Here is a 14,175-nt window from a genome sequence, read left to right as displayed (position 1 = left end):
AAGGACCGAGAAAGCCGGAATGAACGATCGCCGCCGCTCCTCTGCCCAATGGTGGACGCCTTCGGCCCATGCCGACCGGCGCCCCTTCCTGCTCGGCCGCAATGCCATCCAGGCGGCATTCCGTGGCTATTTCGCCGATCGCGACTTCATCGAGGTGGATACGGCGACGCTGCAGGTTTCGCCCGGCAACGAGGCCCATCTGCACGCCTTTGCCACCGAAGCGATCGGCAATGACGGCATAGCGTCCCCGCTCTACCTGCACACCTCGCCCGAATTCGCCTGCAAGAAGCTGCTGGCCGCCGGGGAGCGCCGCATCTCCTGCTTCGCCCATGTCTACCGCAATCGCGAGCGCGGACCGCTGCACCACCCCGAATTCACTATGCTGGAGTGGTACCGCGCCGGCGAAGGATACGAGGTCCTGATGCAGGACTGCGCCGCCCTTCTCGCCCTGTCCGCGGAAACGACGAAGACGCGCAGCTTCGCCTATCGCGGCCGGACCTGCGATCCCTTCCTGGAGCCGGAACGCCTGTCCATCGCCGATGCCTTCAAGCGCCATGCCGCGATCGACCTGCTCGCCTCGGTGCGGGCAGACGGTTCCACCGATCGCGATCATCTGGCAGCCGAACTGCGCAAGGCCGGCATGCGGGTCGCCGAAGACGACACCTGGGCGGACCTGTTCAGCCGGGTGATCGTCGAGAAGGTCGAACCGCATCTGGGCTTCGGCCGTGCCACGATCCTCGACGAATACCCCGTCTGCGAGGCGGCGCTCGCCCGGCCTTCCGCAAGCGACCCGCGCGTTGCCGAACGCTTCGAGCTCTATGCATGCGGCGTCGAGCTTGCCAATGCCTTTGGTGAACTGACGGACTCCGACGAACAGCGTCGCCGCTTCGAGGCCGAGATGGCGGAAAAGGAGCGCGTCTATGGCGAGACCTATCCGCTCGACGAGGATTTCCTCGACGCGCTTGCCATCATGCCGGACGCCTCCGGCATCGCCCTTGGCTTCGACCGCCTGGTCATGCTGGCGACGGGTGCCCTGCGCATCGACCAGGTAATGTGGGCGCCGGTGTCGGAGACGTCGTTGTGAGCACGGCCGGCCTGCGCAATGTCGAAGACCTGATCACCGCCGGCCTTGTTCGCCCGGACGAGCGTAGTGCGCTCGAGCGCGTGGCTGCGAAATATGCGATCGGTCTCACCCCGACCGTAGAGGCACTGATCGACAAGTCGGACCCGGCCGATCCCATCGCCCTGCAATATGTGCCGACAGCGGCGGAAATGATGGAAACGCCCGACGAACGGGCCGATCCGATCGGTGACCATGTCCACAGCCCCGTCGAGGGCATCGTCCACCGCTATCCGGACCGCGTGCTGCTGAAGGTCGTGCATGTCTGCCCGGTCTACTGCCGATTCTGCTTCCGCCGCGAAATGGTCGGGCCACAGGGCGACGGCACCCTGCCGCCGGCACAGCTGGAGGCGGCCCTGGCCTATATTCGCTCCCAGACGGAGATCTGGGAAGTCATCCTGACGGGCGGCGATCCGCTGATCCTGTCCCCCCGTCGCCTGCACGAAATCATGACCGCGCTCGCCGCGATCCCCCATGTGAAGATCGTGCGCATCCACAGCCGCGTCCCGGCCGTCGATCCTGCCCGGATCAATGGCGAACTCGTCGATGCCCTCAAGGCGAGCGACAAGACGATCTATGTCGCCCTGCACGCCAACCATCCGCGTGAAATGTCCACAGCCGTCCGGGATGCCTGCGCCCGGCTCGTCGATGCCGGTATCGCCATGGTCAGCCAGAGCGTACTCTTGAAGGGCATCAACGACGATCCGGACGTGCTCGCGGAGCTGATGCGTGCCTTCGTCGAAGCCAGGGTCAAGCCATATTACCTGCATCACCCGGATATGGCGCCGGGAACCGGCCATTTCCGCCTGTCGATCGCCGAGGGCCAGGCGATCATGCAGGCCCTGCGCAGCAAGGTCTCCGGCCTCTGCATTCCCACCTACATCCTCGATCTGCCGGGAGGGCACGGAAAAGTGTCCATAGGCGACGGCATGCTGAGCGAAATCGAACCCGGGCGCTATGCGGTCACGGATCGCAACGGCGATATTCGCCACTACCCCTAGACCGGAAATTCTTCCCGATCTCACGCTTTTTGCCGCGTCGCGGAACGCGCGTATCCGTCATTCCGGCATTCGTTGACGATCGTCAGCGCCGCTCAGTTTTCCTTAACTACGGCATTTAGCGGAATCTTATGCTTTCGCGCCTAAGAAATTACCCAACATTTTGGAAGAATAGCATCCGGGAAGGGTAAGTAGATGAACGAAACAATTCGGACTTTGCTGGCAAAGCTCGGTGGCCTGCCTGTCTCCGTTGAGACCGTTGCCGACGACGCCGATCTCTATGCGGCCGGCCTTTCGTCGTTCGCTTCGGTGCAGCTGATGCTCGGCCTCGAGGAAGCCTTCGACATCGAGTTTCCGGACCACCTGCTGAACCGCAAGTCGTTCGCCAGCATCGATGCGATCGAAGCCACCGTCAAATCCATCATCGAGGATAGAAAGGTCGCCTGATGGACCTCTCCACGAAACAGCAAGAAATGCACCTGAAGGCCCGCGCCATTCGGGTCGCTACCGTCGCCGCCGCCCATGCCGAAGACGTCGACAAAGCAGGACGTTTTCCCCGCGAAGCGATCGAGGAAATGAAGGCCGTCAAGCTGATGGGCATCATGATCCCCGAGGAACTGGGCGGCGAAGGTCTGTCCACGTCCGAGATCGCCGAGGTCTGCACCATCATCGGCCAGGCCTGTGCGTCGAGCGCGATGATTTTCGCCATGCACCAGATCAAGGTCTCGAGCCTTGTCTCGCACGGCCATGAAGCCGAGTGGCACCGCAACTTCATGCGCAGGGTCGCCTCGGAACAGTTGCTCCTCGGCTCGGCAACGACCGAGGCCGGTATCGGCGGCAACATGCGCAACAGCATCTGCGCGATCGAAGTGATGGACGGACGCTGCTATCTGGAGAAGGACGCAACCGTCATCTCCTACGGCATCGACTGCGACGCCATCCTGATCACCTCGCGCAGCCACAAGGACGCCGCTTCTTCCGACCAGGTGATGACCGTCTTCCTCAAGGACCAGTACACCCTCGAGCATACCCAGACCTGGGACACGCTCGGCATGCGCGGCACCTGCTCCGACGGTTTCATCTTCAAGGGCGAGGCGCCGGCCGAACAGATCCTTCCGCAACCCTTCGCCGAGATCGCCGCGCAGTCCATGCTGGCCAGCGCCCACCTGTTGTGGAGTTCGCTCTGGTACGGCATCGCGGTCGACGCCTTCGCGCGTGCCCAGAACTTCGTGCGCGCCGTCGCCCGCAAGGCACCCGGCACGCAGCCGCCCGGCCTCGTCCAACTGGCCGAGATGTCGAGCCAGCTTCAGGTGATCCGCGCCAATATCGTCAACGGCCTCCAGTCCTTCGAGGCGGCCCGCAAGGACCAGGACCGGCTTTCGTCGATGGGATTCGCCGTGGCGATGAACAACGTGAAGATCGCATCCTCGGAAATGATCCTGCCGGTCATCAACCAGGCCATGCGGATCTGCGGCATTCTCGGTTACAAGAACGGGACTCCCTACAGTCTCGGCCGGCATCTCCGCGATGCCCATTCCGCGCAGCTCATGATCTCGAACGATCGCATCCTGGCGAACACCTCGAACATGCTGCTGGTCCATAAACAGGAAACAGGTTTGTTGGGGTGAAGCCAATGGATATGCAGACGAGCTTTCTGGACCGCCTCTTCGAGAGCGGCCTGCTGATCGAGACCGGCGTCGACGGCCTTTATGGACGCGGTGGCCGTTTCGAGGATGTCATTGCCGCCTTCGAGCGGCTGATCGACCGCTACGGCGCGGCCGACGGTGCGGAAGCGATCCGCTTCCCGCCGGGCATGAACCGCGCCTATTTCGAAAAAAGCGGCTACATGAAGAGCTTTCCGCAGCTGGCCGGCACCGTGCACAGCTTCTGCGGCAACGAGCTCGACCATGTCAGCCTGCTGAAATGCATGGACGCCGACGAGGATTGGACGGCCGAGCAGAAGGCGACCGACATCGTGCTGACGCCGGCGGCCTGCTACCCGCTCTATCCGACGATCGCCAAGCGCGGCAACCTGCCGGAAAAGGGCGGGCTCTACGACCTGCAGTCCTACTGCTTCCGTCATGAGCCCTCGAACGACCCGGCCCGCCAGCAGCTGTTCCGCATGCGCGAATATGTCTGCATGGGCAGCCAGGACCACGTCACCGACTTCCGCCAGACCTGGATGGATCGCGGCGTGAAGATCATGGCCGAAGTCGGCCTGCCGGTCGAAATCGACGTCGCCAACGACCCGTTTTTCGGCCGCGCCGGCGAGATGCTCGCCAACAACCAGCGCGACCAGAACCTCAAGTTCGAGCTGCTGATCCCGATCACCTCGGTCGCCAATCCGACGGCCTGCATGAGCTTCAACTATCACCAGGATGCCTTCGGGTCTAAATGGGGCCTGAACCTCGCCGACGGCTCGGTCGCCCATACCGCCTGCGTCGGCTTCGGTCTGGAGCGCATTGCGCTGGCGCTGTTCCATCACCACGGTCTGGACGTCGACCAGTGGCCCGCATCGGTCCGCGCGGCACTCTGGGGCTGACCCGGTGACGTCTGCGGTCTTTCCCGGACTGGATCCGGCCACCTACACGCCCCATGCATTGCATGCGAGCGAACGCATGTGGCCGGAAACCAATTGCTATGTCGATCTTTGGATCGAGGTTCTGGCAACGCTCGGCCTCGCGCCCGAGGCCATGCTCGGCTTCACGCTGACCCAGGACTTCGAGGGCGACCAGCTGACTTTCTTCAAGGTGCCGTTGGAAGACCTCGAAGAGCTCTACGGCATTCGCGTCACCGAATTGGCGATCTTCGACACCGTCGAGGCCCATGTAGCCCAGCAGATCGCGCGTGGCCGCCTCTGCCTCGTCGAGATGGACAGCTATTTCATGCCGGACACTCGCGGCGTCGGCTACCGCCAGGAGCATGGAAAGACCACGGTTGCCATCAATCGCCTGGATCTCGACGCCAGGACGATGGACTATTTCCACAATGGCGGCTTCTTCCGTGTCGAAGGGGAAGACTTCGACGGGCTATTCCAGCATCATTTGCCGGAAAGCGCCCTGCCCTTCCTTCCCTACACCGAGTTCGCCAAGTTTCCAGCCACAAGGCCTTCGAACGAGCACCAGCACGAAACCGCCCGGCGCCTGCTGAAGCGGCATTTTGCCCGCCGTCCCGACGCCAATCCGATTGCCGCCTTCGCCGAAGTCTTCCCGACTCAGGTCGAGGCGATCGCGGAACGGCCATTCGGCTATTTCCACACATACGCCTTCAACACGCTGCGCCAGTTCGGCGCCAACTTCGAACTCCTTGCCAGCCATCTGGCCTGGCTTTCGCCCTTGCAGTTCGAGGAGGCCGCAGCGCATGCCTTGAAGATTTCGGAGACGGCCAAGACCGTACAGTTTCAGCTGGCCCGTGCGGTGACGCGGAAAAAGTTCGATCCGTTGCGATCCGCTCTGGACCCGGCGGCCGAGGCTTGGGACAAGCTCATCGGAGAACTTGGCAAAACCCTCGCCTGAGGAGGCATGATGACGGGCATGACCACTTACCTCGCAGCGGACGAACGCCCGCTGGAGCACGGCTGGACGCTGCTCGTCACCGAGGCGGGACGCTATGGCGGCCCCAAGGAGGTGCATCGCCCCGCGGCCCGCATTCCCGCACCTGTTCCCGGCACGGTGGCTTCGGCGCTGACAACCGCCGGCCTCTTCGATCCGGAAAGACCGCAACCGCTGCACGACAAGGATGCCTGGTATTTCCGCTCGCTCGAAGGCGAAGCGGAAGGCCCGGCGATCCTGCGTCTTGCCGGACTTGCAACCATCGCTGAGATTTATGTGAACAGCGAACTGCGCCTGTCCTCGGACAGCATGTTCGAGGCCCATGATCTGGACCTCGTCCTCACCGGCCGCGACGAGATCGCCATCTGCTTCCGGGCCCTTGCGCCCCATCTCGACAAGCGCGGCCCGCGGGCACGCTGGCGCCCCCAGATGATGGATCACCAAGGCCTGCGGCTGATCCGCACGACGTCACTCGGCCGCATGCCAGGCTGGTGTCCCGAAATCCACCCCGTCGGGCCTTATCGGCCGATCAGCCTGATCCGCCGATCCAAGCACGCGATTTCCAATCTAGCCGTCCGCGCGGACCTCGACCTGGACGGCACCGGCCGGCTCTTTGTGTCCTTCGCGCTGGAGGGCGAGGCCAAGGATCTCAGCCTGTCCTGCGCCGGTCACGACACTCATCTTCAGCTGAACGACGACGGCAGATGGGCGGGCGAGCTCGCCATTCCCGCCATCGAGCTCTGGTGGCCGCGCACCCACGGCGAGCCGAAACTCTACGATGCGCGTCTGACGATCGACGGCCAGCCGCATTCGCTCGGCCTCGTCGGCTTCCGCCGCATCGAGATCGACCGGGGACCGGATGGGCGCGGCTTCGGCCTCGTCGTCAACGGCGAACCCGTGTTCTGTCGGGGCGCCGTCTGGACCAATGCCGACATCCTGCGCCTGCCTGGTGCTGCCGAAGACTATGCGCCCTGGCTGACGCTCGCCGCCGAGGCAGGCATGAACATGATCCGCATCGGCGGCACCATGGCCTACGAGAGCGCCGATTTCTTCCGCCTCTGCGACCGGCTGGGGCTGATGGTCTGGCAGGACCTGATGTTCGCCAACTTCGACTATCCGACAGCCGACGATGCCTTTGCCGCAAGCATCGATCGCGAGATGCGCCAGTTTCTCGGTTCCATCCAGGGCTCCCCCTCCCTCGCCATTCTGTGCGGCGGCAGCGAGGTCTACCAGCAGGGCGCCATGCTGGGCCTGCCCGAGCGCATCTGGAAGACGTCGTTCTACGAGGAGACCCTGCCGTCTCTTGCTGCCGAAACCCGCCCGGACGTACCCTACGTGCCAAATTCGCCCTCGGGCGGCGCCATGCCGTTTTCGCCCAATGAAGGCGTCACTCACTATTACGGTGTCGGCGCCTATTGCCGTCCGCTGGAGGATGCGCGCCGAGCCGAGGTTCGCTTTGCCGCCGAGAGCCTCGCCTTTGCCCATGTTCCGCAGCAGGCAACGCTCGATACCCACCTGCCCGTCGCCCCGGTCCACGACCCGCGCTGGAAGGCCCGCGTCCCCCGCGACCGCGGCGCCTCCTGGGACTTCGAGGACATCCGCGATCACTATCTTCAGGACCTCTACAGGCTCGACCCTGCCCGGCTGAGACGCGAGGATCCGACCCGCTATCTCGACCTGTCGCGCGCCGTCACCGGCGAAGTGGTGGCCGAGACCTATGCCGAATGGCGCAGCACGGCTTCCACCTGCAACGGAGCGCTCGTCTGGACGCTGCAGGATCTGGTTCCCGGTCCCGGCTGGGGCGTGATCGATTCCACCGGCGAACCGAAACCGGTCTGGTATGCGCTCAAGCGCGCCTTCCGCCCCGTCCAGGTCAATCTCACCGACGAGGGCACCAACGGCTTGGACGTCCACATGCTGAACGAAACGGCCGGCAACCTTGAGCTTGTTCTGGAGCTGGCCAGTCTTCGTGACGGCAGCCAGCCCGTCGTCAGCGGGCGCCGGTCATTGACCATTGCGGCCCGCGGCGCGCTTCGCATTCCGGCAACCGACCTGTTCGGCGCTTTTTTCGATACGACCTATGCTTTCCGCTTCGGCCCGCCTTCCCATGACGTGACAGTCGCCCGACTGACAGATGCCGAAACCGGCCGCCTTGTCGCCGAGGCCTGGCATTTTCCACTCGGTCGGGACAAGGCCATGCACGACGCCCCTGTCGAGGTCCGCGTCGAAGAGGAGAACGGCCGTTGGGTTCTGCTGCTGTCGACGCCGATCTTCGCGCAGTCGGTGCATATCGAGGTCGAGGGCTACCGCTCCGAGGACGATTGGTTCCATCTGGCGCCGGGCTCGGTGCGCCGCGTCGCTTTGTCCCCGCGAGACGACACTGCGGCCGGACTGAAGCCGACCGGGACCATCACCCAATTGGGTTCGCGCCGCCGCATCGCCTTCTGAAACGTCTTCCCCCGGCTCATTCGCCCGGCGGAAAGCGCCGGGCCATGTCGATCAAGGCGTTGAGATAGGCACGCCGCGCCGGCGCCGGGGTGAAATTGTGGTCGGCCTCAGGGACGATGGACAGCCGGACGTTGGGATAGCGCCGCAGGCCCTGCCCCTTTGGGCCAAAATGCTCGGCGAAGTGCTCGAAACCGACGTCGTTCTCGCTGTAGAGCAGATAGAGCGGCATCTTCCGTTCGGCAAGCGACTGGAAGGATTTGCGGACCTCCGCATATTCTCCGCCGCTCCCCGGCAGCATCTGGAGAATCGGCGTGGCCTTGCGTGCGACACGACGCCAGAACGCCCGGCCCATGTTGGCGATCGCCCGCTTTACGTCGACGCGCCCCTGCAGGAGCCGCCGAAACGTCTCCGGCTGGAACATCTTCTCGCGATAGACGTCGAGCGAGCGCGGCATGTAGCGAAGGGATTCGTCGATATCGCGACCCTGCTGCCAGTGGAAGACGAAGGGATTGACGGCAATGGCGCCGGAGACGCGCTGGTCGGCGACGGCGCTCTTGAAGGTCAGATACCCCCCGCTGCAGCGGCCGGACACGACGACAGGCGTCAGGTCGCGCCGAGCCAGGAAGTCCAGCGCCGCCCGAACGTCGTCGATCTGGCTGTCCTGGTAGAGCACCTGGTCGGGCACGCCGGGCACCGGCGGACTGTCGCCGATATTCGCGCCGTCGAAGCGCAGGCTCGCGACGCCGGCGGCCGCAAGGTTGCGCGCCATCATCACACTGGCGCGCCCCCAGCCGGAATGACGGTCATAGGCCGTGCCGAGGATCAGCACGGTCGCACCGCTGCGGGGACCAAGCGGCTCGCACAGCATGCCGTACACGCGTCCACCGTCACCGAAGTTGACCGGCGTCTCGCGAAAATCCGGACCGAGCAGGCTTGCCACTGACGCGTGCCGTTCGACGGGCAAGGGCGCCTCGACGGGAAGTGCAGCGGCGACAGACCCGATCCACTCGAGCACGACCTTGCGGATGTCGTCCGGCATGGTGGAGATGGCCGGGTTCGAAATGAATTCGTCGTAGCCGGTATAGTCGGCTTCGCGCACATCGACGCCCATCGCTGTCAGCTGTGCGGAAAACTCCGTATCCGCCGGTCTGTCGGCACGCTTGACCACCAATGCCCGGGGCGCCGGACGATGCGTCAGGCCGGTGAGACTGAGCTTGCGCAAATCGGCGGCGATCTCGTCGGGCATCCTCAGCCCGGCAATCCCCACGCCGTCGCGCAGCCGATGGTCCTCAGGCACGCCGAGACCTTCGTCCACCATGCGAGCCCAGATCTGCATTTCCCGCAGGAAGGCCCGACCCGATGTGACGGGCGCAAGGCAGGCGATCGCCGCAAGCCCCTCGATGCGCTCGGCAACGCGGACGGCCAAGGCGGACCCGAGCCCCTGGCTGACCACGATCACGTCGCGACAACCCGACTGCCTGCGCAACACCTGCGCCGCCTCGACGACACAGTCCTCCCACGACGAAAGCCCGCCGGCATGGTCGTCGCGATCCAGCGCGTCTCCGGTGCCCGGATAGTCGAAGCGCAGGCTCGCAATGCCCTGGTCCGCCAACGCATCGGCAACGACCCGCCAGAACTTGCGCATGCACATTTCCTCGAGCCCCCACGGGCTGACGAAGAGCACACCGGTCGCCCTCGCCCTTCCCCCTGCCGGCATGAACAAACCGACCGTGTCGCCGAATGTCACGGGCCTCGCGGCAGCCGTGGTCGCGACAACCGGAACGGATGGCTGGATTTCTGATTTCGTCAGTCGAGTTCCCATGGTTCCCCCCAGTGCGCGCGCGCGTCAGCTGTCCCCTTCGAACGATGCAGGTTTCACAAGCAGAAATCGGAGCAGCCGGTCGCCGGCAGCCGCAGCGCGCGCCGGAAGGCGTGCGATCAGATCCTCGATCGGCGCGTGATCTTCGACGGGAATTGCCGCCAGCAGCCGCAAGGCGATGAAATAGACCAGCGCGCCGCATGCGATCGACACGATCAGGCCAAGCACGCCGCCGATCACATGCAGAACAGCATAGGCGGCGAGCCCGCACAACAGGGCGGCGGCGGCGACCTTGCCGACGGTGCGGTACATGCGCGAGAGCGAACCCTCGAACTGCATTCCGCGCATCATCAGGACGGCCATGACCAGGAAGACGAACAGGCGAACAGCCGCCGCTCCCTCGCCACCGAACGAGGGCACGACCAGCAATGAGCCCGTCACCATGATGACGGCGCCGAGCAGGCCGATCATCAGCCGATCCTTGATGCGGTCGAGGGAGAACAGGTACTGCGTGCAGATCATGCCGAGCACGAACACGGGCGCCACCAGCGCCAGAATGACCAGCATCGGGCCGCTGGGCGCAAACGCCTCTCCGAACACGACGGTGACCAGTGTCGGAGCGATGGCGGCCAGACCGAAGCTCAGCGGCAGGGTGATATAGCCGATACTGCGCACGACGCTTTCGAACACGGCGACCGGAAGCCGGTCGGTGTCGTGCAGCTTCAGCTTTTCCGAATAATAGGGAACCAGACTGCCGGTGAGCTGGACCGGCAACTGCAGGGCGAGGTTGGCGAGCGACAGCGCGGCCGCATAGTAGCCGACCATTTCGACGCCGTGCGAGCGCTCCAGGAAGAACAGCTCGACGCGGTTCAGGAAGATCGAATCGATGATGTATTGCACCGACAGGATGAGCGACGAGCTGACGAGATAGCGCGGGGCGATGCCGCAGGCATTGGTGCGGCTCTTGAGGATGCCGAGCGAATAGAAGAATTGCGGCACGAAGCCGAGGATATAGCCGCAGATCGCCCCGGGAATGCCGAAGACCAGCGCGCCGGCGAGAACGCCGGCAAACTGGAGAATGCCGGCAATCACCGACATGCGGAAGAAGGCGGCCACGTCCTGCTCGCCGAGCATGACATTCTTGGTGAAGGAGCCGATCGACTGGACGAAGATGAGAATGCCGGTCAGCAGCACGACGAGCGGGGCGGTTTGCGCCCAGTGCTCCTGCTCGGCCACCCAGAAGGCGAGAAAGTAGAGAACGGTAACGACAACCGTCGCCAGCACGACCGGGCGAAGAAGATAGGCGGCAAAGCCGCGCCGCGCCGCATCGTCATGTCCCTGTACCTTCAGCTGCGGCAGGAGTCGAAGCAGGATGACGCCGGTGCCCAGTTCCGAGATCAGCGCCGCCGTCACCGCAAGCCAGAGCGAGAAGGCAATGATGCCGTTAGCCTCTGGCCCGAGCAGGCGGGCGGTGATGATGGAGCAGACGAAGCCGATCAGCAGCAGGGCGAGGCCGGCTGCGGCGTTCAAAGCTGAATTGGCGACGATGCGCTTGACCATCAAGGATACTCTGTTTGAACGCGGGCAACCCTGGCCATTGCGCCGACGGGTGCCGTTGCCTGTCCGTATGGGACAAGCCTTAAGGTTTCATTCGCAGGCATGCGCGTGCCTGCACCGCCTCTGTCGCCGCCGCTCATTTCACGTCCTTGTGATCGAAAAGCAGTCGTACCGCCTCCTGCCAGCCGCGGATCGATGCCGTCTCGATCGTTTCCCGGTCGAAGCTCTGGGCACGCCGGAATGCTTCGATGATCGATGCCTCATCACCCGGATCGTAGGCGCAGACATGGTCGCGCCCGCCGGCCGCGAAGGTGGGAGCGACGATCGGCAGGCGGCAGTAGCTGTACTGGATCATCTTCAGGCTGGACTGGCTGAGATAGTCGGCCCCCTCGCTGCGTCCGTAGGGGGCAAGGCCGATATCGGCGAACTTGATGAAGGGCACGATCGTCTCGAAGGCCACTTCGCCATGCACCACGATGTTGGTGCGCCGCTCGGACGGCACCGCCTTCTTGCCGAACAGGTGGAAGGTCCAGTCCGGATAGGCGGCGGCCAGCGTATCGATGACCCGCGCGTCGAACAGCATGTCGCCGACGCTGACGGCATTGCGCGGCGTCGCATAGGGGCTCTCCACCGCCCTGTCGAAACTGTCCCTGGCGATCCCGTGCGGCAGATAGAGGATCGGCGCATCCGCGGGGAAGTCGGCGCGCATGGCTTCGGCCATGATGTGGATCAGGTCGTAGTCGCCGATACCCTTGGCGAGAGCCTGCTCGACGCAAGGGTGAACCCGGATCGTCTTCAGGCGGTCGGCCGCGTGGTAGATGATGCGGGCCTTAGGCGCCGCCTGCCGCATTCGATGGGTCAGCAGGGGCGGCGGTCCGCTTTCGATCAGGATGTGGGTATAGCTCGCCATTCGGTCCATGACCGCCTTCGGCAGAAGCCGGTCGTAGAGCCGGAAGAGCGGCCCGCTCAGGGCGTTGAGCAGCGGCAGCTTGAGGTTCATCGGGTGGAAGGGCGCGTACCAGAGAAACTCCTCGAGCTCCTCGCCTACAAGGTTCCAGCGATTGAGCGGCCGCTGGCGGGCATAGATGAAGCGTCCGTCCTTGAGAAAACGGCTGAGAAAGCTCAGCCGGCAGGCGAGGAAATCCACGTGATCGCCGCCGGCGCGCAGCGCATCGGCCATGAAATGCAGGTCGACCTTGCGCGGCGCCTCGGCAAAATGATGCCCGGTCACGATCAGCACCCGACGCTTCGAACCGGAGGTCGTCATGCGGACAGGCTCCGGTTATCGGTGACACCGGCCGTTCCCAGCGCCTGGCGATAGACGTCGATATAGCGATCGGCAACACTCTCCCAGGCATGAACCGAAGCTGCCGCCATCATCTCGGCGCGTTTGCCCGACGGATCGGCCAGCAATTCCTGATAGGCCTGCTCGATGCGTGCGGCGCTCTCCTCCGGCCGTGAGAAATCGGCAAGCGGAATGCCCGGATGCTGCCCCGCGAGCACCTGATAGGCATCGTTCGAATGCAGCACCGGCACCAGTCCGGCGCTCATCGCTTCGACTGCGACCAGCCCGAAGCCTTCATATTCGGAAGCGGAGGCGAACAGCGAGGCCTGCGCGATCAGGCGGCACACCGCGGCATTGTCGACACCGACATGCAGCGTCACATGATCGGCCAATCCACGCCGGGTGATCTCGCTGCGCAGGTCTTGCTCGCTAAGATCGGACGGAGACCCGACGACGTCGAGATGCCACTCCGGCGACACTGCCTGCAGGGCCTGCATGGCGTCGAACAGGCGATCGAGCCGCTTGTTCACCGAGAAACGGCCGATCGTGACGATCCGGCGCTGAGGGTTGGTCGACGAGAGAGCCGCGAATTTTGCGGTATCCACGCCGTTCTCGACCAGTACTGCGCGCTGGGCGGCAATCTGGGAGAACAACGCCATGTCAGAGCGGCTGCAACACAGCAGCGAGCGATAGGCGAGTGCCGACAGACGCGTCACCGAACGGAACCAGATCCGCTTGATCGCCGCGAATTTCGGCGTGTGGAAAAAGCCGCCATGGGTCGTCGCCACCATAGGCTTGCCGTGAAAAGGTCGAGCCCAGGCCAGCGCGTCGAAGAAGAAATCGATGCCGTGAACGTGGACGAGATCGGCATCGCCGATATGGCGAAAGACACCCGGCGCCAGCGGATAGCGGGTCGACCCCTTCCACGGGATGCGCACGACCTCGACGCCATCGATGACCTCGCGTTTGCGCAGGACACGATCGCGGGACTGGAACAGGCGGTCGAGCGTGACGACGCGAACGCGAAAGCCGCGCTGCATGAGCAGCCGGCTGAGATTGGCGACGACATCTTCGAGGCCGCCGCGGCCAGGCGCGTACTGGCGCACCACCTGGACGATCAGCGGACCCTCGCCGGCCTTGCGGCCGCCAACCGTTTCCGCTCGCTCGAGGCTTTTCATTCTTCACCTGTCGGCGTCATTCATCGACGCGGGTAAGACCAAATTGAGAGGACCCATCAAGCAGCGCAAACTCTTAAAATCGGGTTTGTCCGAGCGTTTTCGCCAATGCCTTGCTGTACCAAGGTTAACGAGCCTCGATACTCTCGTTCAGAACTCGTTAACCACGATCTGCGAAGGTCGTTTCGATGGGAACTGTCCGGCCGGCCCTTGCCCAACGGC

The 14,175-nt window shown here is 64.2% G+C and carries 11 protein-coding genes; 7 read left to right on the top strand and 4 right to left on the bottom strand.

Going from position 1 to position 14,175, the window contains the following annotated elements:
* Positions 1-19: 19 nt before the first annotated feature.
* The 7 genes from epmA (at position 20) to AC07Y0_RS24035 (ending at position 8,117) form a co-directional block, all read left to right on the top strand.
* Positions 20-1,084 carry an EF-P lysine aminoacylase EpmA gene (gene epmA, locus AC07Y0_RS24065; RefSeq protein ID WP_498680117.1) on the top strand — a complete coding sequence of 355 codons (1,065 nt, stop codon included), beginning with the start codon at positions 20-22 and terminating at the stop codon, positions 1,082-1,084.
* Positions 1,081-2,121 carry a lysine-2,3-aminomutase-like protein gene (locus AC07Y0_RS24060; protein ID WP_498680116.1) on the top strand — a complete coding sequence of 347 codons (1,041 nt, stop codon included), beginning with the start codon at positions 1,081-1,083 and terminating at the stop codon, positions 2,119-2,121. The genes epmA and AC07Y0_RS24060 overlap by 4 nt, the downstream gene beginning before the upstream one ends.
* A gap of 192 nt (positions 2,122-2,313) precedes the next feature.
* Entirely contained in the window at positions 2,314-2,565 is a 252-nt protein-coding gene (locus AC07Y0_RS24055; RefSeq protein ID WP_498680115.1) for an acyl carrier protein, read from the top strand.
* Positions 2,565-3,746: an acyl-CoA dehydrogenase family protein gene (locus AC07Y0_RS24050; RefSeq protein ID WP_498680114.1), complete on the top strand. Its 1,182-nt coding sequence runs from the start codon at positions 2,565-2,567 to the stop codon at positions 3,744-3,746. Before AC07Y0_RS24055 ends, AC07Y0_RS24050 begins: the two co-directional genes overlap by 1 nt.
* Before the next feature lie 5 nt (positions 3,747-3,751).
* Positions 3,752-4,660: an amino acid--[acyl-carrier-protein] ligase gene (locus tag AC07Y0_RS24045; protein ID WP_498680113.1), complete on the top strand. Its 909-nt coding sequence runs from the start codon at positions 3,752-3,754 to the stop codon at positions 4,658-4,660.
* 4 nt (positions 4,661-4,664) lie between these two features.
* The gene (locus AC07Y0_RS24040) at positions 4,665-5,633 is read left to right on the top strand and encodes a DUF1839 family protein (protein ID WP_498680112.1); all 969 of its coding nucleotides are present in this window, start codon (positions 4,665-4,667) and stop codon (positions 5,631-5,633) included.
* 9 nt (positions 5,634-5,642) lie between these two features.
* The gene (locus AC07Y0_RS24035) at positions 5,643-8,117 is read left to right on the top strand and encodes a glycoside hydrolase family 2 protein (RefSeq protein ID WP_498680111.1); all 2,475 of its coding nucleotides are present in this window, start codon (positions 5,643-5,645) and stop codon (positions 8,115-8,117) included.
* A gap of 16 nt (positions 8,118-8,133) precedes the next feature.
* Here AC07Y0_RS24035 and AC07Y0_RS24030 read toward each other — a convergent pair whose 3' ends face one another.
* From AC07Y0_RS24030 to AC07Y0_RS24015, 4 genes are all read right to left on the bottom strand, one after another.
* Positions 8,134-9,762, bottom strand: a complete 1,629-nt coding sequence (locus tag AC07Y0_RS24030; RefSeq protein ID WP_498680110.1) for an alpha/beta fold hydrolase — start codon at positions 9,760-9,762, stop codon at positions 8,134-8,136.
* A gap of 201 nt (positions 9,763-9,963) precedes the next feature.
* On the bottom strand, positions 9,964-11,496 hold the full coding sequence (locus AC07Y0_RS24025) for a lipopolysaccharide biosynthesis protein (RefSeq protein WP_498680109.1): 1,533 nt from the start codon (positions 11,494-11,496) through the stop codon (positions 9,964-9,966).
* 133 nt (positions 11,497-11,629) lie between these two features.
* The gene (locus AC07Y0_RS24020; protein WP_498680108.1) at positions 11,630-12,760 is read right to left on the bottom strand and encodes a GumK N-terminal domain-containing glycosyltransferase; all 1,131 of its coding nucleotides are present in this window, start codon (positions 12,758-12,760) and stop codon (positions 11,630-11,632) included.
* The gene (locus AC07Y0_RS24015; protein ID WP_498680107.1) at positions 12,757-13,956 is read right to left on the bottom strand and encodes a glycosyltransferase family 4 protein; all 1,200 of its coding nucleotides are present in this window, start codon (positions 13,954-13,956) and stop codon (positions 12,757-12,759) included. Before AC07Y0_RS24015 ends, AC07Y0_RS24020 begins: the two co-directional genes overlap by 4 nt.
* Positions 13,957-14,175 lie beyond the last annotated feature (219 nt).

This window comes from Allorhizobium sp. GW101-3B10 (assembly GCF_059424725.1).
This window is presented reverse-complemented; position numbering and strand designations above follow the sequence as displayed.

Excerpts from the sequence above, each read along its gene's own strand:
- epmA (WP_498680117.1), top strand. The coding sequence starts at position 20 with ATGAACGATCGCCGCCGCTCCTCTGCCCAATGGTGGACGCCTTCGGCC.
- AC07Y0_RS24055 (WP_498680115.1), top strand. The coding sequence starts at position 2,314 with ATGAACGAAACAATTCGGACTTTGCTGGCAAAGCTCGGTGGCCTGCCT.
- AC07Y0_RS24050 (WP_498680114.1), top strand. The coding sequence starts at position 2,565 with ATGGACCTCTCCACGAAACAGCAAGAAATGCACCTGAAGGCCCGCGCC.
- AC07Y0_RS24045 (WP_498680113.1), top strand. The coding sequence starts at position 3,752 with ATGGATATGCAGACGAGCTTTCTGGACCGCCTCTTCGAGAGCGGCCTG.
- AC07Y0_RS24035 (WP_498680111.1), top strand. The coding sequence starts at position 5,643 with ATGACGGGCATGACCACTTACCTCGCAGCGGACGAACGCCCGCTGGAG.
- AC07Y0_RS24030 (WP_498680110.1), bottom strand. The coding sequence starts at position 9,762 with ATGCGCAAGTTCTGGCGGGTCGTTGCCGATGCGTTGGCGGACCAGGGC.
- AC07Y0_RS24025 (WP_498680109.1), bottom strand. The coding sequence starts at position 11,496 with ATGGTCAAGCGCATCGTCGCCAATTCAGCTTTGAACGCCGCAGCCGGC.
- AC07Y0_RS24020 (WP_498680108.1), bottom strand. The coding sequence starts at position 12,760 with ATGACGACCTCCGGTTCGAAGCGTCGGGTGCTGATCGTGACCGGGCAT.
- AC07Y0_RS24015 (WP_498680107.1), bottom strand. The coding sequence starts at position 13,956 with ATGAAAAGCCTCGAGCGAGCGGAAACGGTTGGCGGCCGCAAGGCCGGC.